Origin of the sequence: Brachybacterium sp. 107 (genome assembly GCF_052379725.1) — a bacterium.
Taxonomy (GTDB): domain Bacteria; phylum Actinomycetota; class Actinomycetes; order Actinomycetales; family Dermabacteraceae; genus Brachybacterium.
In genome coordinates this window covers 58,684-82,939 of the sequence record NZ_JBQSYW010000008.1, presented here as the reverse complement: position 1 = coordinate 82,939, position 24,256 = coordinate 58,684, and the positions used below count along the sequence as shown (strand labels likewise).

Annotated in this window: 24 protein-coding genes; 9 read left to right on the top strand and 15 right to left on the bottom strand. The window is 71.1% G+C overall.

What is annotated here, in order from left to right:
* Nucleotides 1–24: 24 nt before the first annotated feature.
* Together ACT3UL_RS10825 and ACT3UL_RS10820 are read right to left on the bottom strand one after the other, a co-directional pair.
* On the bottom strand, nucleotides 25–1,317 hold the full coding sequence (locus tag ACT3UL_RS10825) for a Gfo/Idh/MocA family protein (RefSeq protein ID WP_444578238.1): 1,293 nt from the start codon (nucleotides 1,315–1,317) through the stop codon (nucleotides 25–27).
* Between the two features lie 104 nt (nucleotides 1,318–1,421).
* A complete protein-coding gene (locus ACT3UL_RS10820) occupies nucleotides 1,422–2,774 on the bottom strand; it encodes an MFS transporter (protein WP_444578237.1) in 1,353 nt (450 codons plus the stop codon).
* A 564-nt stretch (nucleotides 2,775–3,338) separates the two neighbouring features.
* Here ACT3UL_RS10820 and ACT3UL_RS10815 point away from each other — a divergent pair.
* Nucleotides 3,339–3,947: an RDD family protein gene (locus ACT3UL_RS10815; protein ID WP_444578236.1), complete on the top strand. Its 609-nt coding sequence runs from the start codon at nucleotides 3,339–3,341 to the stop codon at nucleotides 3,945–3,947.
* Here ACT3UL_RS10815 and ACT3UL_RS10810 read toward each other — a convergent pair.
* Together ACT3UL_RS10810 and ACT3UL_RS10805 are read right to left on the bottom strand one after the other, a co-directional pair.
* Nucleotides 3,913–5,028 (bottom strand): histidinol-phosphate transaminase, encoded by a 1,116-nt coding sequence (locus ACT3UL_RS10810; protein ID WP_444578235.1) that lies wholly within the window; start codon nucleotides 5,026–5,028, stop codon nucleotides 3,913–3,915. The genes ACT3UL_RS10815 and ACT3UL_RS10810 overlap by 35 nt on opposite strands.
* Before the next feature lie 62 nt (nucleotides 5,029–5,090).
* Entirely contained in the window at nucleotides 5,091–5,963 is an 873-nt protein-coding gene (locus ACT3UL_RS10805) for an alpha/beta fold hydrolase (protein ID WP_444578234.1), read from the bottom strand.
* Nucleotides 5,964–6,133: 170 nt separating this feature from the next.
* Here ACT3UL_RS10805 and ACT3UL_RS10800 point away from each other — a divergent pair, with 170 nt between their 5' ends.
* From ACT3UL_RS10800 to ACT3UL_RS10785, 4 genes are all read left to right on the top strand, one after another.
* Entirely contained in the window at nucleotides 6,134–6,541 is a 408-nt protein-coding gene (locus ACT3UL_RS10800) for a phage holin family protein (protein ID WP_444578233.1), read from the top strand.
* A gap of 218 nt (nucleotides 6,542–6,759) precedes the next feature.
* The gene (purB, locus tag ACT3UL_RS10795; RefSeq protein ID WP_444578232.1) at nucleotides 6,760–8,184 is read left to right on the top strand and encodes an adenylosuccinate lyase; all 1,425 of its coding nucleotides are present in this window, start codon (nucleotides 6,760–6,762) and stop codon (nucleotides 8,182–8,184) included.
* Nucleotides 8,184–8,600, top strand: a complete 417-nt coding sequence (locus ACT3UL_RS10790) for a metal-sensitive transcriptional regulator (protein WP_444578231.1) — start codon at nucleotides 8,184–8,186, stop codon at nucleotides 8,598–8,600. The genes purB and ACT3UL_RS10790 overlap by 1 nt, the downstream gene beginning before the upstream one ends.
* A gap of 20 nt (nucleotides 8,601–8,620) precedes the next feature.
* Nucleotides 8,621–9,394 carry a DNA-3-methyladenine glycosylase gene (locus tag ACT3UL_RS10785; RefSeq protein ID WP_444578230.1) on the top strand — a complete coding sequence of 258 codons (774 nt, stop codon included), beginning with the start codon at nucleotides 8,621–8,623 and terminating at the stop codon, nucleotides 9,392–9,394.
* A gap of 44 nt (nucleotides 9,395–9,438) precedes the next feature.
* Here the strand turns inward: ACT3UL_RS10785 and ACT3UL_RS10780 are convergent, their stop codons facing one another.
* Complete coding sequence (locus tag ACT3UL_RS10780) at nucleotides 9,439–10,164, bottom strand: SDR family oxidoreductase (protein ID WP_444578229.1); 726 nt, start codon at nucleotides 10,162–10,164, stop codon at nucleotides 9,439–9,441.
* 166 nt (nucleotides 10,165–10,330) lie between these two features.
* Between ACT3UL_RS10780 and ACT3UL_RS10775 the strand changes: the two genes are divergently transcribed.
* Nucleotides 10,331–11,101 carry a CPBP family intramembrane glutamic endopeptidase gene (locus ACT3UL_RS10775; protein ID WP_444578228.1) on the top strand — a complete coding sequence of 257 codons (771 nt, stop codon included), beginning with the start codon at nucleotides 10,331–10,333 and terminating at the stop codon, nucleotides 11,099–11,101.
* A gap of 252 nt (nucleotides 11,102–11,353) precedes the next feature.
* On the opposite strand, the gene ACT3UL_RS10770 is transcribed toward ACT3UL_RS10775, so the two are convergent.
* The 10 genes from ACT3UL_RS10770 to mshD all read right to left on the bottom strand — a co-directional run bounded on the left by ACT3UL_RS10770 (nucleotide 11,354) and on the right by mshD (nucleotide 21,411).
* On the bottom strand, nucleotides 11,354–11,680 hold the full coding sequence (locus ACT3UL_RS10770; protein WP_443335986.1) for a rhodanese-like domain-containing protein: 327 nt from the start codon (nucleotides 11,678–11,680) through the stop codon (nucleotides 11,354–11,356).
* A gap of 232 nt (nucleotides 11,681–11,912) precedes the next feature.
* Nucleotides 11,913–13,262, bottom strand: a complete 1,350-nt coding sequence (locus ACT3UL_RS10765; RefSeq protein ID WP_444578227.1) for an FtsX-like permease family protein — start codon at nucleotides 13,260–13,262, stop codon at nucleotides 11,913–11,915.
* On the bottom strand, nucleotides 13,262–14,188 hold the full coding sequence (locus ACT3UL_RS10760) for an ABC transporter ATP-binding protein (RefSeq protein WP_443335984.1): 927 nt from the start codon (nucleotides 14,186–14,188) through the stop codon (nucleotides 13,262–13,264). The genes ACT3UL_RS10765 and ACT3UL_RS10760 overlap by 1 nt, the downstream gene beginning before the upstream one ends.
* A 128-nt stretch (nucleotides 14,189–14,316) precedes the next feature.
* Entirely contained in the window at nucleotides 14,317–15,102 is a 786-nt protein-coding gene (gene pstB / locus ACT3UL_RS10755; RefSeq protein WP_444578226.1) for a phosphate ABC transporter ATP-binding protein PstB, read from the bottom strand.
* 28 nt (nucleotides 15,103–15,130) lie between these two features.
* Nucleotides 15,131–16,321, bottom strand: coding sequence for a phosphate ABC transporter permease PstA (pstA, locus tag ACT3UL_RS10750; RefSeq protein ID WP_444578225.1), 1,191 nt, complete (start codon nucleotides 16,319–16,321; stop codon nucleotides 15,131–15,133).
* Nucleotides 16,322–16,328: 7 nt separating this feature from the next.
* Complete coding sequence (pstC, locus tag ACT3UL_RS10745; RefSeq protein ID WP_444578224.1) at nucleotides 16,329–17,342, bottom strand: phosphate ABC transporter permease subunit PstC; 1,014 nt, start codon at nucleotides 17,340–17,342, stop codon at nucleotides 16,329–16,331.
* A 98-nt stretch (nucleotides 17,343–17,440) separates the two neighbouring features.
* The gene (gene pstS / locus ACT3UL_RS10740) at nucleotides 17,441–18,577 is read right to left on the bottom strand and encodes a phosphate ABC transporter substrate-binding protein PstS (RefSeq protein WP_444578223.1); all 1,137 of its coding nucleotides are present in this window, start codon (nucleotides 18,575–18,577) and stop codon (nucleotides 17,441–17,443) included.
* Nucleotides 18,578–18,803: 226 nt separating this feature from the next.
* On the bottom strand, nucleotides 18,804–19,448 hold the full coding sequence (locus ACT3UL_RS10735) for a DUF4190 domain-containing protein (protein ID WP_444578222.1): 645 nt from the start codon (nucleotides 19,446–19,448) through the stop codon (nucleotides 18,804–18,806).
* Nucleotides 19,449–19,491: 43 nt separating this feature from the next.
* Nucleotides 19,492–20,436 carry an NUDIX hydrolase gene (locus ACT3UL_RS10730; RefSeq protein ID WP_444578221.1) on the bottom strand — a complete coding sequence of 315 codons (945 nt, stop codon included), beginning with the start codon at nucleotides 20,434–20,436 and terminating at the stop codon, nucleotides 19,492–19,494.
* A gap of 3 nt (nucleotides 20,437–20,439) precedes the next feature.
* On the bottom strand, nucleotides 20,440–21,411 hold the full coding sequence (gene mshD, locus ACT3UL_RS10725) for a mycothiol synthase (RefSeq protein ID WP_444578220.1): 972 nt from the start codon (nucleotides 21,409–21,411) through the stop codon (nucleotides 20,440–20,442).
* A gap of 138 nt (nucleotides 21,412–21,549) precedes the next feature.
* Here mshD and ACT3UL_RS10720 point away from each other — a divergent pair, with 138 nt between their 5' ends.
* The 3 genes from ACT3UL_RS10720 (at nucleotide 21,550) to ygfZ (ending at nucleotide 24,249) form a co-directional block, all read left to right on the top strand.
* Nucleotides 21,550–22,299, top strand: coding sequence for a hypothetical protein (locus tag ACT3UL_RS10720; RefSeq protein WP_444578219.1), 750 nt, complete (start codon nucleotides 21,550–21,552; stop codon nucleotides 22,297–22,299).
* A 185-nt stretch (nucleotides 22,300–22,484) separates the two neighbouring features.
* On the top strand, nucleotides 22,485–23,117 hold the full coding sequence (locus tag ACT3UL_RS10715) for an FABP family protein (RefSeq protein WP_444578218.1): 633 nt from the start codon (nucleotides 22,485–22,487) through the stop codon (nucleotides 23,115–23,117).
* Nucleotides 23,110–24,249, top strand: coding sequence for a CAF17-like 4Fe-4S cluster assembly/insertion protein YgfZ (gene ygfZ, locus ACT3UL_RS10710; RefSeq protein WP_444578217.1), 1,140 nt, complete (start codon nucleotides 23,110–23,112; stop codon nucleotides 24,247–24,249). The genes ACT3UL_RS10715 and ygfZ overlap by 8 nt, the downstream gene beginning before the upstream one ends.
* The last annotated feature ends 7 nt before the right edge of the window (nucleotides 24,250–24,256 follow it).

Here is a 24,256-nt window from a genome sequence, read left to right as displayed (position 1 = left end):
ACCTCGCGGTCGGCGCGGGACGCCTCACTCCGCGGCAGCGCCCTTGCGCGCCTCCTGCTCGGCGTACAGCGCGTCGAGGTCCAGCGGCTCCTGGTCCGCGTCGAGATCCTGGACCGGCAGCGGGCAGTCGCCGAGGTCGCGGATCTCCAGGCGCTCCCCGCCCTGGTTCATCGACTGGTGCGCGATGACGCCGGGCAGGGTGTAGCGCGCGGCCTGCCAGGCGTTGACCATCGGCTGCCTGCCGTCGACCACGGCGCGCGCGAAGTCATCAACCAGGAAGTGATGGGCGCCCTCGTGCCCGTTGGGCATGCCCTGGAACTCCTGGGGCAGTCGCGCCTGGTTGTGCGAGCGGGCGGCGCCGGCCACGAAGGCGTCGCGCAGCGTCGGCGAGACGTCCGCGAGCCGCGGATCATCCAGGCTCATGGTGGCGTCGGTGCTGATCAGATCTGTCACCTCGAGCACGCGCTTCTTGTCGTGCCAGTAGGTCACGTCGACGGTCTCCTCGAAGGAGGACTCCTCGCCGAAGAAGCGGAACCGGGACTCGCGCTTGTGGCTGGGGTAGCCCACGCGGCGCAGCTCGTTGGTGCGGAAGGCGCCGCCGTTGTCCATCCCGAACAGGGCGAAGGCGTTGGAGACGTCGTTGTCGAACATCGAGACGTCCTTGTCGAACACACCGTCGCCGCGGGTGTCCGGGCGGCCCAGCGCCGAGACGGACACGGCGTGCCGCTCCCCCAGCACCCCGAGGATGCCGCCGATCGAGTGGGTCGGGTACAGCATCGGCGGGTAGGACGCGGTGGACTTCCAGGCGTCGCCGCCGGAGTACTTGTAGGCGTCGTAGAAGCCCAGGTCCATGTCGTGGACGTAGTCGCCCTCGGCATAGAACACCTCGCCGAAGGCGCCGGAGCGGTGGATGCGCCGGGCCAGGACCACGGCGGCGTTGTACTGGCTGGTCTCGCCCATCATGTAGACCAGGCCCGTGCGCTGCACCTCTTCGGTGATCTGGCGGATCTCGTCCTCATGGATCGCCATCGGCACCGCGGAGTAGACGTGCTTGCCGGCGCGCAGAGCGGCCAGGGCATTCTCGCCGTGGGTCCAGCGCTGGGTGAAGATCGCGATCGCGTCGACGTCCGAGGCGAGCAGGTCCTCGTAGGTGTCGAAGCGTCGGTCGAAGGTGACGCCCCGGGCTTCGACGGCGTCGATCCGCTCGGGGACGGCGTCGACGGCGTAGAGCGCATCGATCTCGGGGTGGGCGGCGAACAGTTCGGCGAAGTGCGATCCGAACTGACCGATCCCTACGATGCCCAGGGTGAACGACATACTTCCTCCTTGAAATTAAGTGTTGGGAGGAACGCTACGTCACTGGGGACCGGCACAGCAAGGGGCTGGACGGATGGCACCCCGATCCGATCGGGAGGGCCCGCTCAGATCCGACGCCAGCGGCCGTTGCGCCACACGTCGCGCCACGGCGGCACGACCTTCCCGGTGGCGGCCATCCGGCGTCGGAGTCGGCGCCGGGTGATGAGCATGCCGGCGGTTCCGATCAGCAGCATCGGGATCTGCACGGCGAAGGCGGTGCGGAAGGCGACGAGGTCGTAGTTCCCGTCGGGCCGCATCAGGTCCAGCACCATGCCGATCAGCAGGATCGAGATCAGACCCCCGAGGAACCCACCCATGATGACCATGCCGGTCGCGGTGCCGAGGCGATGCTTGGCGAGGTCGGTGCGGGGGAAGTCGAAGCCGACGGAGGACGCGGGCCCGCCGATCGAGAAGCCCGCCACCAGGAACAGCAGCAGCCAGATCGGCGCGGGTCCGGGCCACAGCACGAGAGCCACCAGCGGCACCACGATCGTGGCCAGGATGACCAGCACGAGGCTCGAGCGACGCAGCGGATGGCGGGTTGTCAGGGCCCCGATCGCCGGACCGGCGATGATCGAGACCACCACCAGCACGGTCATGATCGCCGAGGCGGCAGGGCGGCTGAGCCCCTCCCCCGCGGTGAGATACGGGTAGCCCCACATCATCGAGAAGGCGATGCCCGTGAAGCCGGCGGTGAAGTGCGTGAAGAAGCCCAGCTGGGTCGCCGGGTGCTTGATGATGCGCCCCAGGACCAGGGGGATCCGCGTGAGGTTCTGCTTCGTGCGGGGCCGCGGGACACCGGCCGGACTGGCCCGCACCACCAGCAGGGCCAGCAGTGCGGCGCAGGCGCTGACCCCGGCCGCGGCCGAGAAAGCCGTTCCCCAGCCGGCGACGGTGAGCACGGCGACGAACGGCACCGCGGAGGCGATCTGCCCGACCTGACCGAGGATGCCGGTGAGCTGGGTGAGGATGGGGACCTTGCTCGCCGGGAACCAGGCCGGGACCAGGCGCACGGCGCTGGAGAAGGTCAGCGCGTCCCCGGCACCGACCACGATGCGGGCGACGATCGCCACCGAGACCAGATCGGTCTGGGAGATCAGGAGCTGACCGAGGGCCATGAGGATCGCGCCGGCGGTGAGGGTGACCCGGGAGCCGTATCGGTCCAGGAGCAGGCCTGCCGGGATCTGGGCGAGGGCGTAGACCAGCAACTGCAGCACCACGAAGGTGGAGACGATGGTGGCGGAGGTGCCGAAGCGCTCGGTGGCCTCCAGACCGGAGACTCCCATCGTGGTGCGCTGCAGGACGGCCATCGAGTAGGCGAGGACGGCGGCGACCCAGACGACGTAGGCGCGAGTCCCCCCGAGCCGGACACCACCCCTTTCGGGATCGGTCGTCGTGGCCCTGCTGCGCCCCTGCATCGTGGTCCTCTCCTGGCCACCGGAGCCGTCCGCTCCGGTCGCGAGTGGCCCACAGGTCGGCCTCGTTCTGCTGCGCACCAGGCTACCCGGCACGCCGCGAAGGGTGCAGCGGTGTCCAGTGTTTGCCACCCTCACCCGATGTGGTGCCGTGCACGCCGCGCCGAGGGGGACCGCGCAGGCCGCACCCAGGGGAGCCGCGCAGGCCTCGCCAAGGGGGAGCCGCGCAGGCCGCGCCCATTCCACCGAAACGTCCCACTGACGGGACGTTCTCGTGGACTCGGTCGGCCCGTCAGGCGAGGAGCCACGCAAGCCGCGCCCATTCCACCGAAACGTGCCGCTGACGGGACGTTCTCGTGGACTCGGTCGGCGCGTCGGCACATCGGGAAGGGATCGGGCAGGCCCACGTCGCTCCGCAGGTTTCGCCACTCACCCGGGTCCTGTCCGTCACCCAGGCCCTGTCCGTCAACCAGGCCCTGTCCGTCAACCGGGCCCTTCCGCTCCCCAGGCCCGCAGCCCTCCCCCGACCCATGGACCTCGGCGGCGCGAACTGCTTGGATGGGTCCCATGCACCGACTCGCCCGACGACGAGCGACCGGGTACCTGTGCGACTGCGCCGGGTACCTGGGGGTCGCCGCGGCGATGGTCCCGTTCGGCCTCGCCGTCAACGCGCTCACCGACCTCGGCCGGAGCCGCACCTACGCCTATACGGTGAGCGTCGTGCCACCGGCGATCGCCACGGTGATCGCTGCGCGGGCGGAGTCCGGGCCCCGTCGGGCGACGTGGGGGAAGCGCCGGGTCGGTCTGCAGGTGGAGGACATGGCCGGCGGCGGCCGGATCTCACTCGAGCGAGCACTGGCACGCAACGCCCTGAAGATCCTGGTGCCCTGGCAGGCCGGTCACATCACCGCGATCGCCGCGATCTGGGGCGGATTCGAGGAGGGCGACCGCGTCGCCTACGTGGCGACGGTCCTCGTCTACGGGCTGATGGCCGCCGAGGCCGTGACCTGCCTGCGCGGCGGCAGCAGCGGGAACGGAAGCAGAAGTGGCAGCGGCAGCGGTCGCGGCCCGCACGACCTGCTGGGCAGGAGCGTCGTGGTCGACGTCAGCTCTCCAGCCTCGGTCAGCTCTCCAGCCACGGTCAGCTCTGCAGCCACTGCCCCGCGATCTCGATGAGCAGGTCGTTCGCCTCCTGCTCGGCGATGGTGGCACGGACCCCGTCGGCGCCATAGGCGCGCAGCACCAGCCCGCGCGCATCGGCGAACTCCGCGAACTGCGCGGTCTGCTCCCCCAGCGGGAAGTACACGAAGTTCCCCTGCGACGTGGGCGTCTGCCACCCCTGCTCGGCGAGCGCGGCGAGGACCCGCGAGCGCTCGTCCCGGATCCAGGCGGCCCGTCGGCCCAGTTCCTCCTGCACGTCGCCGCGCAGACTCGCGAGCGCAGCGGCCTGGGCGGGGATGCTCGCCCCGAAGGGCACGGTGACCTGGCCCAGCGCTGCGGCGAGGCGGGGATGGGCGACCGCGTAGCCGATCCGCAGCCCGGCCAGACCCTGCAGCTTGGAGAAGGTGCGCAGCAGCACCACGTTGCCGTGACGGCGGAAGATCCCGGCGGTGCCGGCGACCGTGGCGGGATCATGGAACTCGCGGTAGGCCTCGTCGATCGCGACCACGACGTCCTCGGGCACGCGCCTGAGGAAGCCCTCGATCTGCTCGGTGCTCAGCGACGCACCGGTGGGGTTGTTGGGGGTGCACAGGATGATCAGCCGAGTGCGGTCGGTGATCGCGGCGGCCATCGCGTCGAGGTCGTACTCGAGCTCCTCGGTGAGGGGCACCTGCACCGGGACGCCGCCGTGGGAGCCCACCAGGATCGGGTAGGCCTCGAAGGAGCGCCACGGGTAGACCACCTCGTCCCCCTGGTCGACAAGGGCCCGCACGAGGTCACCCGTCACCGCGACCGAGCCGGTGGACAGGGCGACCTGCGACGGGTCGACCCCGTGCTTGATCCCGAGCGCCTCCCGGAGCTCGCGGGCGGCGGCATCCGGGTAGCGGTGCGTGCCCTCGAGCGCCGCCGTGGCGGCGTGGCGCACGGCCTCGACCGCGGGGAACGGCGACTCGTTCGAGGACGCCTTGAAGCGGCGCATCCCGTCGTCGGCGGCTGGTCTGCCGGCCACGTAAGCGGGCAGCTGCTCGAGCGTGGAGCGCAGGCGGATGGTCTCGGACGGTGCCGGGACGGCGTCCCGGTCGGGCGTGGTGGGCATGCCACCAGGGTAGGCGGATCCGCCGGGCGAGCCTCAGGGCGTCCGTCGGGCCCGCGGCCGCCTCAGCGCAGCAGCCGGAGGATCTCCACGCTCACCAGGTGAGGCTCGCTCGCGCCGATCACGTGCCCCGACTTCTCCGCGGCGATGTATCTGCCCGCCTCGAAGGCCGCACGGGCCCGGTGCGCAGTGCTCAGCTCGTCACGCATCCGTCGGCCCAGGCCCTCCGGCTCCCTGCCGGAGAGCACCACGACCGGCACGCCCAGCGGCTCCGGACGATCCAGGCGCAGCAGCTGCAGGCCCCGGGTGATGTGCGCGGACTCCGCACGGATCGCACGGGCCGCTGTCGAGGTCGAGACCGCCTCGGCCGCCTCGTCGCGATACGCCGCGGGCAGGACCGCGGCGGCCGAGCGCTGCAGCGGGGCGAGCAGCCGCAGCTGGGCGAGCGCAGGCAGCACCACCCCCTGCGCCCGGTTCATCATCCGGGCGATGCGGGTGAAGTACAGGTCCGCGAGCTCCTCAGCGGGATCCACCAGCACGGCCCCGGAGACCTCCTCACCCCGAGCTCGCAGCCTCTCCACGGCGAGGCGCACGACAGGGCCGCCCCAGCTATGGCCGACCAGGACCAGCCGCTCGTGCGGGAAGGCCGCGACCACATCGACGAGGTCGGCGGCCAGTGCGTCGAGATCCCGGGATCCTGGGGCGGTCTCGCTCCTGCCGTAGCCGGCACGGTCATAGGCCACGGCCCGCACCCCCGGACCCAGCTCGTCGAGCACTCCGCCCCAGCTCGCCGCCGCGGCGCCCATGCCTGCTTCGAGCACCACCAGGTCCGGGCCCTGTCCGTGCACGATCGCGTGCAGCGAGCGCCCGTCGGCCGTCGAGACGGTCTGCGAGCGAGCAGGGGCGGAGCCGACGGGAGATGGAGGTGAGGAGCGCATGCCGGCATCGTGGCACGTCCCGCCCGGCGGCCCATCGGCCGTTGGTCGACCTCCCCGGGCAGGTCGTCGGGCCCGAGGGCCCACCGGGCAGGTCGTGGCGTCCCCCTCCCCCGTCCGGCACTGCGGTTTTCCCCCGTGCATTCCGTCGGCGCACCGGGGACAATGGGGGCATGCGATTCCTCGGACACATCATCGTCACCGGCCTCGCGCTGTGGCTCACCGCCCTGATCCTGCCCGGCATGCATCTGGGAGAGAACAGCGCATCCCTGCTCACGCAGGTCATCACGATCGTCGTGATCGCGCTGATCCTGGCGCTGATCAACACCATCGTGAAGCCGATCCTGTCGTTCCTCACCTTCCCCATCACCTGCCTCACCCTGGGACTGTTCCAGCTGGTCATCAACACGCTGATGCTGCTGCTGACGAGCTGGGTCTCGGGCCTGCTGGGTCTGACCCTGGACTTCGACAGCTTCTGGTGGGCGCTGCTGGCCGGCGTGATCATCGGCATCCTCTCCGCGATCGTCGAGGCCGTCACCGGCATCGGCGACGACCGCGGCCGCCGCGAGGTGCGCGACTGAGAAGAGCATGGCTGAGAGGTGCGCGACCGACACGCAGCTGACGCCCGACGAGTCCGCCCCACTGCAGAATCCGACCGGGCCGTCCAGGAGCATCCGTGCTCGTGGGCGGCCCGTCGTGCGTCCCGCGCGGCGCATCGCCGGTCCTGCGCAGCGCGTCGGCCGACGCCACGATGCGATCCGGCGCGCACCCCCGACGGAGACTCTGGGAGAATGTCCCCATGGCTCATTCCTTCGCGGACATCACGCCGCCGATCGCCCTGACCCCTCTCGACGGCCGCTACCGCGCGCAGGCCGCTCCGCTGGTCGACCATCTCTCCGAGGCCGCGCTGAACCGCTCGCGCCTCGTGGTGGAGACCGAGTGGATGATCCACCTGCTCGATCACGAGGTGATCCCCGGTCTGCGCCCCCTCACGGACGACGAGCGCGCCCTGCTGCGCGCCATCCCCGAGGACTTCGGCGCCGAGGGCATCGCCGAGCACGCCGAGATCGAGCGCGAGACGGTGCACGACGTCAAGGCGATCGAGTACTACATCAAGCGCCGGCTGGCCGGCACGAGCCTCGAGCCGCTGGCCGAGGTGGTGCACATCTACTGCACCAGCGAGGACGTCAACAACCTCTCCTACGCCCTGATGATCAAGGGCGCCGTGCACGAGGTGTGGCTGCCGGCCTTCCAGGGCGTCATCGACGACCTCACGGCGCTCGCGCAGGCCACAGCCGAGGTGCCGATGCTCTCGCGCACCCACGGTCAGCCCGCGACCCCCACCACGCTGGGCAAGGAGATGGCCGTGTTCGCCCATCGCCTGGGCCGTCAGGCGCGCCGCATCCCGGCCAACCAGACCCTCGGCAAGATCAACGGCGCGACCGGCACCTACGCCGCGCACGCCGTCGCGGTGCCGTCGGCGGACTGGGAGCAGGTCTCCCGCAGCTTCGTCGAGCACCTGGGCCTCACCTGGAACCCCCTGACCACCCAGATCGAGTCCCATGACTGGCAGGCCGAGATCTACGCGGACATCGCCCGCGCCGGCCGGATCCTGCACAACCTGGCCACGGACATCTGGACCTACATCTCGATGGGCTACTTCCGTCAGCGGCTCTCCGCGCAGGGCGGCACCGGCTCCTCGACGATGCCGCACAAGGTGAACCCGATCCGCTTCGAGAACGCCGAGGCGAACCTCGAGATCTCCGGGGCGCTGCTGGACTCGCTCTCCCAGACCCTGGTCACCTCGCGCCTGCAGCGCGACCTCACCGACTCCACCACCCAGCGCAACGTGGGCCCGGCGCTGGGGCACTCGCTGCTGGCGATCTCGAACCTGCGCCGCGGCCTGGCGGGCCTGGACGTGGACGCGGACGCGATGGCCGCGGACCTCGAGGGCAACTGGGAGGTGCTCGGCGAGGCCGTGCAGTCCGTGATGCGCACCCTCGGCGTGCAGGGCACCACCGGGATGGACAACCCCTACGAGCGGCTGAAGGACCTCACCCGCGGCCACCGCGTCAACGGCGAGGGCATGCGGGAGTTCATCGACTCCCTGGGCCTGCCCGACACGGAGCGCGACCGCCTGCTGGCGCTGAGCCCGCACACCTACGTCGGCTACGCCGCCGCCCTGGTGGGCCATCTCGACGACGCCTCCGGCGGGCTGGCGTGATGAGCGCCGACGACCTGGCCGTCGACCCGGTCGACGACTCGGACGACGTGAGCGCCGAGGGCATCGCCGCTGACGGGGCCGACGCCGTGGACCCGATGCCGCAGCCGCAGCCCGGCGACCACGGCACCCAGGGCGATCCCGGCTACCACGGGACGAAGTCGCCCTACCTGCGGCGCCTCAAGCTCATCGAGGGCCAGGTTCGCGGCCTGCACCGCATGGTCGAGGAGGACACCTACTGCATCGATGTGCTGACGCAGATCTCCGCGGTCACCAAGGCGCTGCAGTCGGTGGCGCTCGGCCTGGTCGATGACCACATCCACCACTGCGTGCACGACGCCGCGACCTCCGGCGACCGGGAGGAGCTGGACCGCAAGATGGACGAGATCATGGGTGCCGTGAAGCGGCTCATGAAGTGACTCGCGACGTGCCGGGCGAGATGACCTCCGAACCAGAACAGAGCCAGAGGCAGAGCCAGGAACAGAGCCAGGAACCGGGCCCGGGCCAGGAGCAGAGGCAGGGACAGGCAACGGACCTGCAGTCGGCCCCTGCCCTGCCGCGGGAGTACTTCGACCGTCCGGTGCTCGAGCTGGCCCCGCTGCTGCTGGGCTGCGTGCTGGTGGGCCGGGGCGTCGCGCTGCGGATCACCGAGATCGAGGCGTACGTCGGCGCGGAGGATCCTGGCTCCCATGCGTTCCGCGGACCCACGGCCCGCAACGCCACCATGTTCGGCGAGCCGGGGCATCTGTACGTGTACCGGCACATGGGACTGCACTCGTGCATGAACATCGTCGCCGACGCGGAGGGCACGGGCACGGGGTGCCTGATCCGGGCGGGCGAGATCATCGGCGGGACCGAACTGGCCTTCGCGCGGCGTCGGGCGAACGGGGTGTGCCGCACCGAGCGGGACCTCGCCCGTGGCCCGGGGCGGGCCACGGTGGCCTGCGGGATCACCTTCGCCGACGACGGGCTGGATCTGTGCGCTCGGGATCCGCACCGTCTCGAGGGGATGCGGGTCAGCGGACGGCTCGACCCGCGGGACCGGGCCGACGTCGAACGGCCCGGTGAGGAGCCGTTCATGCCGCATCCGGCGCTCGCCGTCGGCCCCCGGATCGGCCTGCGCGAGGAGGCCTCGCACCCGGAGCTGTTCCCGTGGCGCTATCGCATCGCCGGCGACCGGACCGTCTCCGGGCCCGGTGCGCTGAACCGCTGAACTGCTCGGCCGCTGTGCTGCTCAGCCGCTCAGCCGCGGCGGTGTCAGCGGGGCCGGATCGAGACCGATTCGAGCGAGGCGTCCGCCGGCAGGCGCAGCGCGAGGCCCACGGTCGAGGCGACCGAGGTGGGCTGGAGGTAGTTCTCCTCCTGGTACTCGCCACCCTCGTAGGAGCGCAGCTCACGCTGCATGTCCGTGGCCACGCGGCCCGGGTGGATCGAGGTGACCCGCACGCCGTTGTCCCGCTCCTCGGCGCGCAGCGAGTCGGCGAGGCCGCGCATCGCGAACTTCGAGGCGCTGTACGCGCCGCGGGTGCGCACGGCGTTGATCCCAGAGCCGGAGTTGATCATCACGACGGTGCCGGCGGCGGCGCGCAGGGCCGGCAGCAGCAGCCGCGTCAGCTCGGCGACGGCCACCACATTGATCTCGAAGGACTGCGTCCACTGCTCGGGCGCGGACTCCTCTACGGTGCCGTTGGCGAGGATCCCTGCGGAGTGGACCACGCCGGCGAGGCCGCCGGTCAGGTCGAGGCCGTCCACGGCGCGGGCGACAGCGGCGTAGTCGGAGAGCTCGGCGACGAACGTCTCGGCCGACGGGAACTGCGCGGCGAGCTCGGTGAGCGCCTGCTCGTCGCGTCCGCCGAGGATGAGGTGATGGTCAGCGGCGAGCTCGTCGGCGACGGCGCGGCCGATCCCCCGGTTGGCCCCGGTGATCAGCACGGCGGGGCGGGAGTCGCTGGTGGCGGCCTGGTTCTGCGAGTGGTCAGTCATGCTGCGAGTCTGTCATGGGAAGACCTCACACGGTCCTGGCGCCGTCCTGGCGCGGTGCGGACGCGGTGCGGACGCGGTGCGGACGCGGTGCGGTCGCGGTCCTGGTGCCGTCCGGACGCGATCCGGACGCGGTCCGGCAGGCGCAGCTCGCCCCCGCGGTGACATCATGGGCGACGTGCAGACCGTGACACCGAGCAGGACCTGGGTGCGGGTCGAGGTGGCCGTGGTCCTCGCCCTCTCCCTGGGCCGCAGCGCCGTGTACTCGCTGATCGCGCTGGTCCAGGCTCTCGCCGCCGGGCCGCTGTCCACGCAGTCCACGTCGCTGAACACGTCGATCCGCGAGAATCCGTGGCTGGATCTCTTCTACCAGCTGCTCTCGATCGCGTTCACGCTGGTCCCCGCCGTGCTCGTGGTGCTGCTGCTCGCGCTCACGGCGGGCTCCCTCGCCCAGTGCCTGAAGGATCTGGGCCTGGACCTCGGTCGGCCCGGGAAGGACCTGGCCTGGGGTGTGGCGCTCACCGCCGGGATCGGGCTGCCGGGGCTCGCCGTCTACTACGTGGGCCGCGCGATCGGGGCGACCGTCGAGGTGATCCCTGCGGCGCTGGACACCCACTGGTGGACGGTCCCCGTGCTCGTGCTGCATGCGATGAAGAATGCGGTGCTCGAGGAGGTCATCGTCGTCGGTTACCTCTACCAGCGCCTGGAGCGGCTGGGCTGGTCGGGCCGGAGGATCATCATCGCCTCGGCGATCCTGCGCGGGGCATACCACACGTACCAGGGCGTGGGTCCGGGCCTCGCGAACCTCGCGATGGGTCTCGTGTTCGGCGAGTTCTACCGTCGTACCCGGCGCACCATGCCCCTCGTGGTCGCGCACACCCTGATCGACGTCTTTGCCTTCGTGGGCTACGCGCTGCTGAAGAACCTCATCAGCACCTGAGCGGCGCCACAGTCGCCGCGTCCGCGGACGCGGCCAGGTCCAGGTCCTCAGCCACGTCCAGGTCCAGGTCCTCAGCCACGTCCAGGTCCACAACCACGCCCACGCCCACGCCCACTCATTCCACCGAAACGTCCCGCTGGCGGTACGAATCGAGGGAATGGGCGAGCGAAACCGGGCGAGTGAGCAGGGGCGCGGGCGGGGCTCGGCGAATGGCCGCTCTGGCGTGGCGTCGCTGCTGCCGGGAGAGGTCCGTCAGAGGACGAAGGCGTCGCCCTCGCCGTCGGACACCATCGGCAGCCCGGACTCGAACCAGATGTCCATCCCGCCGGCGACGTTGATCGCCTCGAAGCCGTTGGCGTTCAGCCACTGGGCGACCTGGGAGCTGCGGCCGCCGCTGCGGCACACGATGTACAGCTCATCGTCGGTCTCGGGAAGCTTGTCGAGGTTCTCCATCAGCGTGCTGGCCGGCAGATGCTGGGCGGTGGGGGCATGGCCCGCATCCCACTCGGACTGCTCGCGCACGTCGATCAGAGGTGCACCGTCAGGGACGGCGTTCGGGGCAACAGACTCAAGATTCATGGCTCCACCCTAGTTGTCCGTGCCACGGCGCGGGCGCGGCTCGGCGGGGACGACGAGAGCGAGCGGCCGGCCCGGGAAGGGGCCGGCCGCTCGCGGTCTCGGGGCTGTCGTGAGCACCGGCGCTGCAGGGCAGTTCAGCCGGCCCAGTAGTTCAGCCGGCCCCGAGGCTTCAGCCGGCACACGTGGCTCAGCCGGCACCCGTGGCGCGGCCGACTCAACCCGGTCAGCCCGGTCAGGCAGTGCGCATCGCGTACCGCTTCACGAGCGGGGAGCCCACCAGCACGGCCAGGATCACCAGCGCATAGGCACCGAGCACGCACACCAGGTACTGCACGGCCATCATCGGATCGTTCGGGGCCCCGCCCAGGAACGTCGTCAGCACCAGGAGTGCGGTGCCCGTGGCGATGATCGAGCTGAGGCCGACGGGCACGGCGATCTCGGCGAGCCGGGCCCGGTGCAGCTGGCCCACCTCGGCGCCCGCGATGTGCTGGGCGCGCAGGCGCGGGGCCTGGTCGATGACGCGGGCGGTCTGCGAGACGCCGGTGCTCACGGCGGCGAGAACTGCGGAGATGCCCAGGGTGAGCAGTCCGCCGGTGTTCATGGCCGTGAACATCATCGCCTCCTCCGGGTTCGTCGCCTCTCCCATCGTCGCCATCATGGTGAGGAACCCGGCGATGACCAGGGCGAAGGTGATCCCTGAGACGGCACGCCACCCGGCGCGGGGGTCTCCGGCGAGTCGTCGGGCACCCACCATCAGGGACGGCGTGGGAGCGATCTTGGCGAGCGCGCGCGCCGTGAGCCAGATGATGAACGGACCTACGACGTTGATCCCGGCGACGATGGCGGCCACGAAGAGGACCATGATCGCGATGACGACCGTCCCGTCGGCCACTCCGCCCAGCAGCTGGCCCCCGATGTTCATGAACACCACGAACCCCAGGATCAGGGCGGCCCAGATGACCACGCGGATCACGGACATGCGCACCACGCGGGAATCTCGGGCCACGCCCAGCGGGCTCAGCACTACGCCGGTCAGGGAGACGGCCGCCGAGCCGGCTGCGATCAGCACGAGGGCGACCACCAGCACGGGATAGGCCCACCAGGGCAGCAGGAGGTCCCCGACCGTGAACGGGGCGATCCCGAAATCGAGGCGGGTGAGCGCGGGGGTCACCGCGACGTGGGCGCCGAGGCCGAGGAGCGCGCCGACCAGCGACTGGGCGGCGACGTCGAGCACGGCCACAGAACCGACCTGGCCGCTGGTGCCACCGACGAGGCGCATCGTGGCGAGGTCCTTCTCCCGGCGGGCGAGGGACAGCCGGGCGGCGGATCCGCCGAGGCCGACGGCGCTGGGAACCAGCAGCACGGACGCGATGATCGCGCACATCACGAGGAACCCCATCACGGAGCCCTCCCCGGTCATCGGGGTCTCCCCCGCGGGAAGGCGGCCGACGAAAGCCGCGGCACCGCCGACGACGGTCGCGATGATCGCGGTCGACGCGGCGAAGGCGATGACGGGCAGCACATCGGCGAGCGCGCCCCGACGGCGCAGGAGCAGCGGCGCGGCGCTGAGCAGGGCGTTCATCAGGCCACCTCGCCGTGCTGGAGGCCCTGTCCCGCGACCTGCGCCGACGGCTCGACGGGCGCGAAGGTGGACGGCCGGGCAGGTGCGGAAGTGGACGGCTGGGCGGGGCCCGCGGCCTGCGCCGTGGCGTCGGGACGCACGAATTCCTGGGCGATGCGGCCATCGCGCATGGCGACCGTGCGGCGGCATGCCGCGGCCACCTTGGCGTCGTGGGTGACCATGACCAGGCTCGCGCCGGAGTCCCGGCAGGACTGGACGAGGATGTCGAGCACGGCCTGGCCGGTGGTCTGGTCGAGGGCGCCGGTGGGCTCGTCGGCGAAGACCACCGAGGGGCGTCCGGCGAGGGCGCGGGCGATGGCCACGCGCTGGGCCTGCCCGCCGGAGAGCTGGGTGGGCCTGCGGTCGTGCATGCCCTGCAGACCCAGGCGGTCCAGCCAGCCGCCGGCCTCGGCGGTCGCGGTGCGGCGGGAGATGCCCGCGAGCATGCGCGGCAGGATCACGTTCTCGATCGCCGTGAGCTCGGGCAGCAGCTGACCGTCCTGGAAGACGAAGCCGAAGTCGTTGCGACGCATCCGGGTGCGCGCCCGGTCGCCGAGAGAGGCGAGGTCGGTGCCGTCGTGCTGGACGGTGCCCGAGGTGGGGCGCAGGATCCCGGCGAGGATGTGCAGCAGGGTGGTCTTGCCGCATCCGGACGGGCCCATGACTGCCAGCGAGTCGGCGCGGGCGATGTCGAGGTCGACGCCGGCCAGTGCGTGGGTCGCGGCTCCCGTCGTCCCGTAGGTCATGGCCAGGTGCCTGGCGGAGAGCACCGGGGCGGGGTGCGCCGCCCCGTAGCCCGGGTGGGCCTGGTGCGGGACCGGTGCGGGCGCCGACTGGTACGGGCCGACGGGGGTGTCAGTGGATGCGGGGAACGGAGCGGTGTTCATGTCACCCAGCATCGTGCGCGGCGGGGCGGCTCCGCGTCGGACCCCGGATCGATATCCCGCCTGCGACGTCAGACCGTGGGTGGACAGCCGCGGCCACTCAGGTGGACACCCCCGACCTCCCGGGTGGATCAGCCGAAGCGGCCGGAGATGTAGTCCTCGGTCTGCTTGTTCGAGGGGTTGGTGAACATCTGCTGGGTGTCGTCGATCTCGATCAGGTGGCCGGGCTTGCCGGTGCCCGCGATGTTGAAGAAGCCGGTGCGGTCGGAGACGCGGGAGGCCTGCTGCATGTTGTGCGTGACGATCACGATCGTGTACTCCTCCTTCAGCTCATGGATGAGGTCCTCGATCGCGAGGGTGGAGATCGGGTCGAGCGCCGAGCAGGGCTCGTCCATGAGGACCACCTCGGGCTTGACCGCGATGGTGCGGGCGATGCACAGGCGCTGCTGCTGACCGCCGGAGAGCCCCATCCCGGGCTTGTCCAGGCGGTCCTTCACCTCGTTCCAGAGGTTGGCTCCCTTGAGCGAGGACTCCAGCAGCTCGTCGGCCGCCGACTTGGAGATCCGCCGGCTGTTGAGCTTCACGCCGGCCAGCACGTTGTCGCGGATCGACATCGTCGGGAAGGGGTTCGCCTTCTGGAAGACCATGCCGACGCGTCGCCGCACGTTGACCGGGTCGACGCGCGCGTCATAGATGTTCTCACCGTTGATCTCGACCTTGCCCTGCGCGTACGCACCGGGGATCACCTCGTGCATGCGGTTCAGCGTGCGCAGGAAGGTCGACTTGCCGCAGCCGGAGGGCCCGATCAGGGCGGTCACCGAACGGGGGCGGATCTGGACGTCGACGCCCTCCACGGCCAGGAAGTCGCCGTAGTAGATGTTGAGGTCCTCGACGTTGATCGGCTGAGGGGCTGCCATCAGTGGTCCTTTCGGGTGGAGCGACGGCTCAGCGGGTGAGCTTCGGGGAGAAGTAGTAGCTGACCAGTCGGGCGACGATGTTGAGCACCATCACGATGACGATCAGGGTGAAGGCCGCGGCCCAGGCGCGATCGATGTTGGTCGTGATCGAGCAGGCGTAGACCTCCTGCGTGACCGGGTTGGTGACGGTGTCGTTCATGCAGTTGGCGCTGCCGGCCCGGTACTGCTGGTTGATGAACGTGGGCAGCGTGGCCATGCGGCCGTCGAACATGTTCCAGTTCACCGAGGTCACCATGCCCACGGTGAGCAGCAGCGGGGCCGTCTCGCCGATCACCCGGGCGATCGCGAGGGTGATGCCGGTGGTGAGGCCGGCGATCGCGGTGCGCAGCACGACCTTGACGATGGTGAGCCACTTCGGCACGCCGAGCGCATAGGACGCCTCGCGCAGATCCATCGGGACCAGGCGCAGCATCTCCTCGCTCGAGCGCACCACGGTGGGGATCATCAGCAGCGACAGGGCGACCGCGCCCATGATGCCCATGCGCACGCTCTGATCGGGCATGAACGCGATGAACAGGGCGAGCCCGAACAGACCCGCGACGATCGAGGGGATGCCCGTCATCACGTCGACGAGGAAGGTGACGCCCTGCCCCAGCACGCGGCGCCAGCCCTGATCTGCGTATTCGACCAGGAAGATCGCGGTGAACAGGCCGATCGGGATCGAGATGATCGAGGCCCACAGGGTGATCAGGAGGGTGCCGATGGTGGCGTGGACCACGCCTCCGGCCTCGGCCCCGCCGATGATCCCGGACATGTCGGTGGTCCAGAAGGCGAAGGGCGAGGGGGCCGCGGCGAGGACGCGGGTCAGGCCCCGGCCGATGACAGCCCAGAGCAGCGAGACCAGCGGGAACATCGCGATCGCGAAGGCGCCGATGACCACCAGGGTCATCAGCCGTTCCATCGCCCAGCGGCGGCCCTCACGGATCCTGGAGTACAGGTACCCGAACGCCAGGTGGAGGACGAAGCCCAGCAGGACCGCCGCGGGGATCGAGAGGGCGTCGAAGATCGCCAGCAGCGCGATCGCGACGAGCAGTCCGGCCAGGCCCGTGAGGACCAGGTGGAACCAGGGCAGGCGGCGCTCGTCGTGAGGACGCCGCATGACCGGCGACCCGGAGTGCTCAGGTGGGGCCGCAGGGCCCTTGGTGCTCGTGGTTGTCATGGGGACCTCAGCTCTTGACGCCGCTGCGGGCGACGATCCAGCGGGCAAGGGCGTTGATGATGAAGGTCAGGACGAACAGGACCAGGCCGGTGAAGATGAGCAGCGACATCTCGGTGCCCGACGCCTCCGCCTGCTTGGAGGCGATGTTCGCCGCGATCGACTGGTGCATCCCGACCTCGAGGATGTGGAACGAGAACGTCGCGCCGGGCGCGAGGATCATCAGCACGGCCATCGTCTCGCCGAGCGCGCGACCCAGCCCCAGCATCGAGGCGGCGACCACGCCGGACTTGCCGAAGGGCAGGACCACGGTGCGGATGGTCTCCCAGCGGGTGGCGCCGAGGGCGAGGGCCGCCTCCTCCTGCAGGCGCGGGGTCTGCAGGAAGATCTCCCGGGCCACGGCCGTGATGATCGGCAGGATCATCACGGCGAGCACGATCGCGGCGGAGGCGAGGTTGCGCATGGGGGCGGTGGGGTCGCCGGCGAACAGCGCCACGACCGGCTTCCCGCCGACGAGGGGCACGAAGCCCGGCCAGGAGGGCCAGGTGCCGAGGGTGGAGTTCAGGAAGAGGTAGAGCGGTTCGAGCTTGGGGACCAGCCAGATGCCGCCCCAGAGGCCGTAGACCACCGACGGCACCGCCGCGAGCAGATCGATCATGTAGCCCAGGCCGGAGGCCAGCCGCCGCGGGGCATAGTGCGAGATGAACAGCGCGATGCCGATCGAGACGGGGATCGCGACGGCCAGGGCGAGCGCCGCGGCGAGGATCGTGCCGAAGATCAGCGGGAGCGTGGTCTCCAGGAGGGAGAACGCCGAAGCGTTCCCGATGACCTCCTTGCTCTCCCTCACGGCGGGCATCGACTCGGTGGTGAGGAAGATGGCCACGAGGGCGAGGGTCACGAAGATGAGGACGCCCGAGCCGATGCTCAGGGCGGAGAAGACCGAGTCGCCGAGACGGCGGCGGCTGCTCGCCATGGAGAGGGCGGGGGCGCCCGGTGTCTCGGGCGCGGCGTCAGTGGTGCTCACAGGGGCCTTCCTCGGAGCTCACGGAGTAGGGGCGGTGGCGCGGGTGCGCCGCCGGGCCAGGACCGGCCGGGCAGCGCACCCGCGTGCGGGAGGAGTGATCAGCCGACGGAGATCGCGTCGATCGCCTTCTGTGCCTCGGCCGACATCTCGGAGGACAGCGGCGCGGAGCCCGCGTTCTCGGCGGCGACCTTCTGGCCCTCCTCGGAGACGAGGTAGGAGGCGTAGGACTTCACGGCGTTGCCCTCGGCGGAGTCGGCGTAGGACCCGCACACCGCGAGGTAGGAGACCAGGACGATCGGGTAGGTGCCGGCCTCCTCGGTCGTGCGGTCGAGGTCCACGACGATGTCGTGCTCCTCGCGTCCCTCGGCGCGCGGGGAGACGTCGACGGCCTTGGCCGCGGCATCGGCGCTGTACTCGACGAACTCGTCGCCCACCTTGATGGCGGCGGTGCCGAGATTCCCGGCCTGCGAGGCGTCGGCGTAGCCGATGGTGCCGTTGCCGCCCTCGACGGTGGAGATCAGGCCCGAGGTGCCGTCACCGGACTGGCCGCCCTTGATCGGCCAGGTCTCGATCGGACCGTGGGTCCAGGCATCGGGAGCCGTCTCGGAGAGGTACTCGGTGAAGTTCTCGGTGGTGCCCGAGTCGTCGGAGCGGTGCACCGGGACGACCGCGAGGTCGGGAAGCGTGGCGTCGGGGTTGTCCGCGGCGATCTTCGGATCGTTCCAGTTCGTGATGTCGCCGGCGAAGATCGCGCCGATGACCTCGGGCGACAGGTTCAGCGAGTCGACGCCCTCGATGTTGAAGACCACGGCGATCGGGGAGATGTACACGGGCAGGTCGAAGGCCTGCTCGCCGTTGCACACCTCGGCGGAGGCTGCGAGCTCCTCCTCCTCGAGGGCGGCGTCGGTGCCGGCGAACTTGACCTGGCCGCTGAGGAACTGCTCGCGGCCGGTGCCGGAACCGGTGGGGTCGTAGGTGACGGTGAGGTCGCCGCCGTCGGCCTGGGTGAGACCCATGAACGACTCGGTCCACGCCGTCTGCGCGTTCTGCTGCGAGGACGCACCGGAGCCGGCGAGGTTGCCGGTCAGCTCTGCGTAGCCGCCGCCCGCCGCGGCGCCGCCGCCGTCGGATCCGTCGCTCTCGGAGCCGGAGGAGCCACCGCATGCGGAGAGGGCGATACCGCCGATGAGGCCGAGCGCGGCGAGGGAGACGAACTTGTTCTTGCGAACGTTCACTGCAGGTCCTTTCGGGGGCCGAGGGCCCGAGAAGATGTAGGGACGTCGTGCGGGGAGGTCTGACGCCGCTGACGCTAAGGAGCGCAGGTGACACCGCACCCGTCCTTGCATGAACTCCAGATGAACAGCCCGATGACCCCCATGAACCCGCAGGTCAGGGGGTAAGGACGATCAGGTCACAGTTGTCGCACGGTGGGCGTCGCCCACGTCGGCCCGGTGCGCCGGATCAGGAGGGCTCGGACAACATCCCGAGGACGACCACCAGCACCAGCATGAGGGCGGCGAGCACGAGGCAGACGATGGAGAGCACGAGCCCGGCGATCGCGAGTCCGCGCCCCCAGCGGGGGATGTCGCGCCGGGCAGAGGTCTCCCGCATCCCGAGGATCGAGAAGATCAGCCCTGCGGGAGCCAGCAGGCCCGGGCAGAGGATGAAGGAGAGCAGCCCCAGGATGAATCCGGTCACCGCCATCCCGGAGGTCGGGGGCATCAGGGCATACAGCCCGCCGGGGTATCCGGGATGCTGGGGACCTCCGGCGATCCCGTCCCCGGGGAAGCCGCTTCCCGGGTACCCGGCGCCGGAGAGGTCCGCTCCGGAGAACCCAGCAGGCGGCCCGTAGGGCGCAGGCCCACCGGGGCCGACCGGGCCAGGGGCGTACGGCGACGGGTCCGACGCCGTCCCGTCGACCGCGTAGGGATCGGACCCGCCCGGGCCGACGCCATAGGGATCCATCTCGTGCTGTCCCCCGACTCGCTGCTCGGACCCGTAGGGCTCGGAGGCCGGATACCTGTCCCAGCTCGACCCCTGGTCCTCGGGATATCCGCGATGGTCGGGGAATCTGCTGTTCTCGTCCCACCGGTCCATGCCGCTCATCTCCTCATCCCCTCATCACGTCGTCCGCCGCGGCAGGATCCGATCACTCGATGTTCGGCAGGTGCCGTTCGATCGCGACGACCACTCCCTGCGGCGTCGTGTGCAGCATCAGCGCCTCGCCCGCGGCGAGGAACGGATTCGACGTCGGGAGCTCGAGGGCCGCGCTCGCCCGGGCGACGGCCCGCACGGCACCGATCACGGTGGGCAGCACCGGGCGGTGGGTGCACACCACGATGCCCCGGCCTTCGTGCAGGACCCGCTCGATCACGGCACGGGTCCGGGAGGGATGCTCCTGGTGCGCATGCTCGGTGAGCTCGTCCTTCGTACGGATCTTCAGGCCCTCCACCCGCGCCAGCGGCTCGATGGTGGACACGCAGCGTTCCCACGGGCTGCTCAGCACGCTGCGGGGATCGAAGGCATCGATCAGCGGCGGCAGGGCGAGGGCCTGCTTGCGGCCTTTCGAGTTCAGCGGGCGGCTCGCCTCCCCCTTGCGCCACTTGGCCCGAGAACGAGCCGCCCCGTGCCGCTGCACGATGATCGGCACGGTCACGAGCTCGTCGTCCTTCAGGAAACGGCGCAGGGTCTCCAAGCAGACCTGGTCCCCCTGACGGGTCAGCAGCTTCTCGGCGGCCTCCAGGCGGACCCACTTCACCTCGTCGATCTCCTGGGCATCCACCGGCCCGGGAGCCGACTTCGCCCGCACGGTGCCGCACCAGTACTGGACGATCTTGGTGCGGCCGTCGGGCAGGAGGTACACCGCGGCCGGCAGGGGGCGGTGCAGGCGCACCCGGTACCCCGTCTCCTCGTCGACCTCGCGCACGGCGGCCTCGGGGAAGGTCTCCCCCTTGTCGAGCTTCCCCTTGGGGATGGACCAGTCGTCGTAGCGGGGCCGGTGCACCAGCAGCACCTCGAGGCCCTTCTTGCCCTCACGCCAGGTCAGAGCACCGGCGGCGAGGACGGGGGGCGGCTTCCCGGGAGCTACGCGCATGGATCAGCCCTTTCCTGTCGGACGCATCTGCACGTCACGGCCGGAGACGGTGAAGCCCCAGGTCTCGTACAGGCGCAGTGCCGGGGTGTTGTCGGCCTCGACGTACAGCTCCACGCCGGGCACGCCGGCGGCCTGCAGCCGATCCAGCGCCGCCGCCAGCAGGAACCCGGCCACGCCGTGCCCCTGCACCGAGGGGTCGGTCGCGACGACGTAGATCTCTGCGTCCGCAGGCGCCGCGGCGCGGTCCGCGCCCTGCTCGACGAGGTCGGGGGCCTCGCGCTTGATCCAGACGGAGCCGACCAGCTCGTCCTGGTACCTCGCCACCACCATGTCCTCGGGGTCGAACCAGGGCTCGGCCATGCGCTGATCCAGATCGGCGCGGGTCAGAGCGCCCTGCTCGGGATGATCGGCGAAGGCGAGCGCATTGACCTGCACCCAGCGGTCGGCGTCGCGGTCCACGTCGAAGGAATCCAGGTGCAGTCCCTCCAGCCGCGGCGCGGGAACGGCTGCGGGACGATCGGCGGCCGGGTGCTCGGCGGCCGGACGATCGGCAGTCGGGTGCTCGGCGTCGAGCCGGCGGTGCAGGGTCAGCAGCCGACGCGTCTCCTGGAGACCTGCGGCGCTGAGGAACGCGAGGGAGCCCTCGAGAGCGCCGTGCGCCCACACGCCGGGCTCGTCATGCAGTCCCAGGGCCGCCTGCAGCAGCGCGGTGCCGTGCCCGCGCCGGCGGTGCGCAGGATGGACCATGCCCTGGACCGTGCCGTCGGTCAGCACGCTCGCGTAGCCGAGCAGCCGATCATCACCGGTCGCTCCTGCGGGCTCACGGTCGAGGAGCAGATGCTGTGCGTTTCCTCCCGTGACGGCGAGACGCGCCGCTTCGTCCAGAGGGGCGACTCCGTCGTGGGCGGTGACCGCATCGAGCAGGTCACGGGCCGCGTCGCGGTGGGTCTGCGACAAGGCAACCGTCGTGATCATGGGGTCCTTCCGTGCATCAGAACGAGGTGCCGAGTATGCCCCTGCCTGCGGGCACTCGTAGACTGCCACTGTAGCGCCCGTCCGACCACGCTCGTCGGTGCGGGCGAAGAGACCGGAATCGAGTGCGAGGGAGGCACCATGACCGCTCCCGAGCGCGCCCCGCTCGGCGCCGCCCTGGCGATGCTGCTGACCCTGGTCTCCCTCACCGGTCCCGCCTCACCCGTCCTGATGGCGGTCATCATCGGGGCGCTCGCCCTGCTGGCGGGCATCGGCTGGCCCAACCTCCTGGAGCTGCCCTCCGCCCTCGGGACCCGGATCGTGATCGCGACGGTCGGGATCGTGGGTGCCGCGGTGGCCGTCTCCGCCTCCGAGCGCTTCGCACCGGTCTCCGGGATCGTGATGATCTGCGCCGCCGGGGTGTTCGCGGCGTTCGTCCAGCAGATGCTCCGTACGGACCGTCGCGAGCTCACCTCCTCCCTCACCGGGACCGTCGCCGGCGTGTTCCTCTCCGGCACCGCGGCCTGCTGGGTCATCGCCCAGGTGGAGGCCGTCCAGCTGGGCCGCGAGGGCCTGGTCGCGTCGATCACCGCGGGTCTGGCGGCGACGCTCCTGCTCAACCTCGCGCCGCTGCCGCCCACACTGCGGTTCGTGATCTCCCTCGTCGCCGGGACCGGGATCACCGCCCTGCTCGCCACGAGCCTGGCCGGGACCGCGCTGCCGTTCGCCATCGGGGCGGGGCTCCTGACCGCGATCGGCGCCGGCTGCACCCAGCTCCTCGTCAGCTCCTCGCTCGTCTCGAAGGAACCCCTCCCGTCCCTCGCGGTGGGTGCCGTCCCCGTGGCGACGATCGGCGTGGTCGCCCAGCTCGCCGTGACCCTCATCCCCTGATCGTCGCCGCTGCCCACCCATGCCGCACGGGTCGATCCGGAGCGATAGACTCCAGGGCATGAGCGTTCTCTCCTTGTTCTTCATCGCGCTGGTGGTCCTGGTGGGCCTCGGAACCCTGGCCTTCGCCGTCCTGGTGCTCACCCGCCTGTTCGACCACTGAGCGACGGATCGACTGAGCTGCCTCCATGCCCATCTCGCTGGACACCTCGCTCCCCGAATCGCTGTACCCGCTGGCCTGGCTGGTGGGCACCTGGACGGGTGAGGGTGCGGTGCATCGGCCCGGGAACACGGATGTTCCCGACCGTCGCATCGAGCAGCAGCTGATCTGCACCGCCCGCGAGGACGGCACCCTGGCCTGGCGGTCCACGATCCACGAGATCGACGATCCGGCGCCGCTGCCCCCGACCAGCGCCTTCGCCCGGGACGACGCGACGCCGCCGGCCGCTGCGGGATCGGGTGAGCGCACGCTGCTGATGCGCGAGGACGGCATCTGGACCGTCGGCGATCCCGTGCCGGGCCAGGACCTCGCGGCGGCGCGTGCCGCCAGGCCCGGTGACCCGGCCGCGTTCGTGTCCCATGCGCTGCAGGCGCGCTTCGAGCGCCGCGACGGCGCCGAGGAGAGCTGGGCGGGCGAGGTCCGCGGGCCGCGCATCCAGCTCGCCCGTGCCGCACCGGAGGGCGCCGAGGTCACCGACACCCGGATGCTGGGCTACATCAGCGGCCGCCTCATGTGGCTGTGGGAGCACCGGGTCCCCGCCACCGACACCGAGGGGTCGACCATGGCCCCCTACCTCTCCGTGGAGCTGAACCGTGCCTGATCCGTCCTCGCCCCTCCCCCTCCTGCTGCGCACGGGGGCCGTGCTCGGCGATGGCCCCGATGCGGCTGTCCCCGTCCATTACGGCGCCCCGCTGCGAGAGCAGCGCCGCCTGCTGGATCACCGGTCGGTCGTCGACCTGGGCCAGTTCGAGGTGCTCGAGGTCCGCGGCGCGGATGCCCGCTCCTGGATGACCACGATCACCACGCAGGTGCTGGCCGGGACCCCCGTCGGCTCCGCCTCGAGCCTGGCCGTGCTCAGCCCGCAGGGCCGCGTCGAGCACCTCGCCTCGGCGGTCGTCCTCGACGAGGACGCCCTGCTGCTGGTGCTGGACGCCGGGCGTCGTGCCGGCCTGCGCAGCTACCTGGAGATGATGCGCTTCGCGGCACGCGTCGACCTGATCGACCGTGATGACCTGCGGGTGCTGGGTGCCCTGGCACCGGCCGCCGAGGTGCTTCCCGAGCTCGGCCTCCCCGATCCCGTCGCCGTCTGGTCCGAGCCCTGGCCCGAGGTCGCCCCGGGCGGCGTGGCCTACGGCCCCGATCCGGAGGATCCCGTCGGCGCCGTGCTGACCGTCCTCGAGGCCGATCCCCTGACCGCTCTGCCGTGGCGCGCGGAGCATCTGGCCGGGATGAGCTCCTGGGAGGCGCTGCGGATCGCCGACCATCGCGCCCGCGCGACCCGTGAGGTCGACGAGCGCACCATCCCCCACGAACTGGATCTGCTGCGCACCACCGTGCACACCACCAAGGGCTGCTACCGGGGGCAGGAGACCGTCGCGAAGGTCCTGAACCTCGGGCAGCCGCCGCGCCGCCTGGTGATGCTGCACCTCGACGGCTCCCGGGACGTGCCCGCCGCCCCGGGCGGGGAGGTGCGCCTGGGAGGGTCCGACGGCAAGCTCGTCGGGACCGTCACCTCCGCGGCGCTGCATGCGGATCTCGGCCCGATCGCCCTCGCCGTCGTGCGTCGTGCGGTCCCGCTGGATGCGGCCCTGTCGGTGCAGGTCGTGATCGGCGGGTCCGACGAGGAGACGGCATCGATCTGGCTCGACGCCTCCCAGGAGCTGATCGTGGTCCAGCGCGACCACGGCGAGCGCCCGGCCACCGCCAAGCTCGGAGCCACGCCGGGACGCTGACGCTTCT

Excerpts from the sequence above, each read along its gene's own strand:
- ACT3UL_RS10825 (WP_444578238.1), bottom strand. The coding sequence starts at position 1,317 with ATGTCGTTCACCCTGGGCATCGTAGGGATCGGTCAGTTCGGATCGCAC.
- ACT3UL_RS10820 (WP_444578237.1), bottom strand. The coding sequence starts at position 2,774 with ATGCAGGGGCGCAGCAGGGCCACGACGACCGATCCCGAAAGGGGTGGT.
- ACT3UL_RS10815 (WP_444578236.1), top strand. The coding sequence starts at position 3,339 with ATGCACCGACTCGCCCGACGACGAGCGACCGGGTACCTGTGCGACTGC.
- ACT3UL_RS10810 (WP_444578235.1), bottom strand. The coding sequence starts at position 5,028 with ATGCCCACCACGCCCGACCGGGACGCCGTCCCGGCACCGTCCGAGACC.
- ACT3UL_RS10805 (WP_444578234.1), bottom strand. The coding sequence starts at position 5,963 with ATGCGCTCCTCACCTCCATCTCCCGTCGGCTCCGCCCCTGCTCGCTCG.
- ACT3UL_RS10800 (WP_444578233.1), top strand. The coding sequence starts at position 6,134 with ATGCGATTCCTCGGACACATCATCGTCACCGGCCTCGCGCTGTGGCTC.
- purB (WP_444578232.1), top strand. The coding sequence starts at position 6,760 with ATGGCTCATTCCTTCGCGGACATCACGCCGCCGATCGCCCTGACCCCT.
- ACT3UL_RS10790 (WP_444578231.1), top strand. The coding sequence starts at position 8,184 with ATGAGCGCCGACGACCTGGCCGTCGACCCGGTCGACGACTCGGACGAC.
- ACT3UL_RS10785 (WP_444578230.1), top strand. The coding sequence starts at position 8,621 with ATGACCTCCGAACCAGAACAGAGCCAGAGGCAGAGCCAGGAACAGAGC.
- ACT3UL_RS10780 (WP_444578229.1), bottom strand. The coding sequence starts at position 10,164 with ATGACTGACCACTCGCAGAACCAGGCCGCCACCAGCGACTCCCGCCCC.
- ACT3UL_RS10775 (WP_444578228.1), top strand. The coding sequence starts at position 10,331 with ATGGGCGACGTGCAGACCGTGACACCGAGCAGGACCTGGGTGCGGGTC.
- ACT3UL_RS10770 (WP_443335986.1), bottom strand. The coding sequence starts at position 11,680 with ATGAATCTTGAGTCTGTTGCCCCGAACGCCGTCCCTGACGGTGCACCT.
- ACT3UL_RS10765 (WP_444578227.1), bottom strand. The coding sequence starts at position 13,262 with ATGAACGCCCTGCTCAGCGCCGCGCCGCTGCTCCTGCGCCGTCGGGGC.
- ACT3UL_RS10760 (WP_443335984.1), bottom strand. The coding sequence starts at position 14,188 with ATGAACACCGCTCCGTTCCCCGCATCCACTGACACCCCCGTCGGCCCG.
- pstB (WP_444578226.1), bottom strand. The coding sequence starts at position 15,102 with ATGGCAGCCCCTCAGCCGATCAACGTCGAGGACCTCAACATCTACTAC.
- pstA (WP_444578225.1), bottom strand. The coding sequence starts at position 16,321 with ATGACAACCACGAGCACCAAGGGCCCTGCGGCCCCACCTGAGCACTCC.
- ACT3UL_RS10735 (WP_444578222.1), bottom strand. The coding sequence starts at position 19,448 with ATGAGCGGCATGGACCGGTGGGACGAGAACAGCAGATTCCCCGACCAT.
- ACT3UL_RS10730 (WP_444578221.1), bottom strand. The coding sequence starts at position 20,436 with ATGCGCGTAGCTCCCGGGAAGCCGCCCCCCGTCCTCGCCGCCGGTGCT.
- mshD (WP_444578220.1), bottom strand. The coding sequence starts at position 21,411 with ATGATCACGACGGTTGCCTTGTCGCAGACCCACCGCGACGCGGCCCGT.
- ACT3UL_RS10720 (WP_444578219.1), top strand. The coding sequence starts at position 21,550 with ATGACCGCTCCCGAGCGCGCCCCGCTCGGCGCCGCCCTGGCGATGCTG.
- ACT3UL_RS10715 (WP_444578218.1), top strand. The coding sequence starts at position 22,485 with ATGCCCATCTCGCTGGACACCTCGCTCCCCGAATCGCTGTACCCGCTG.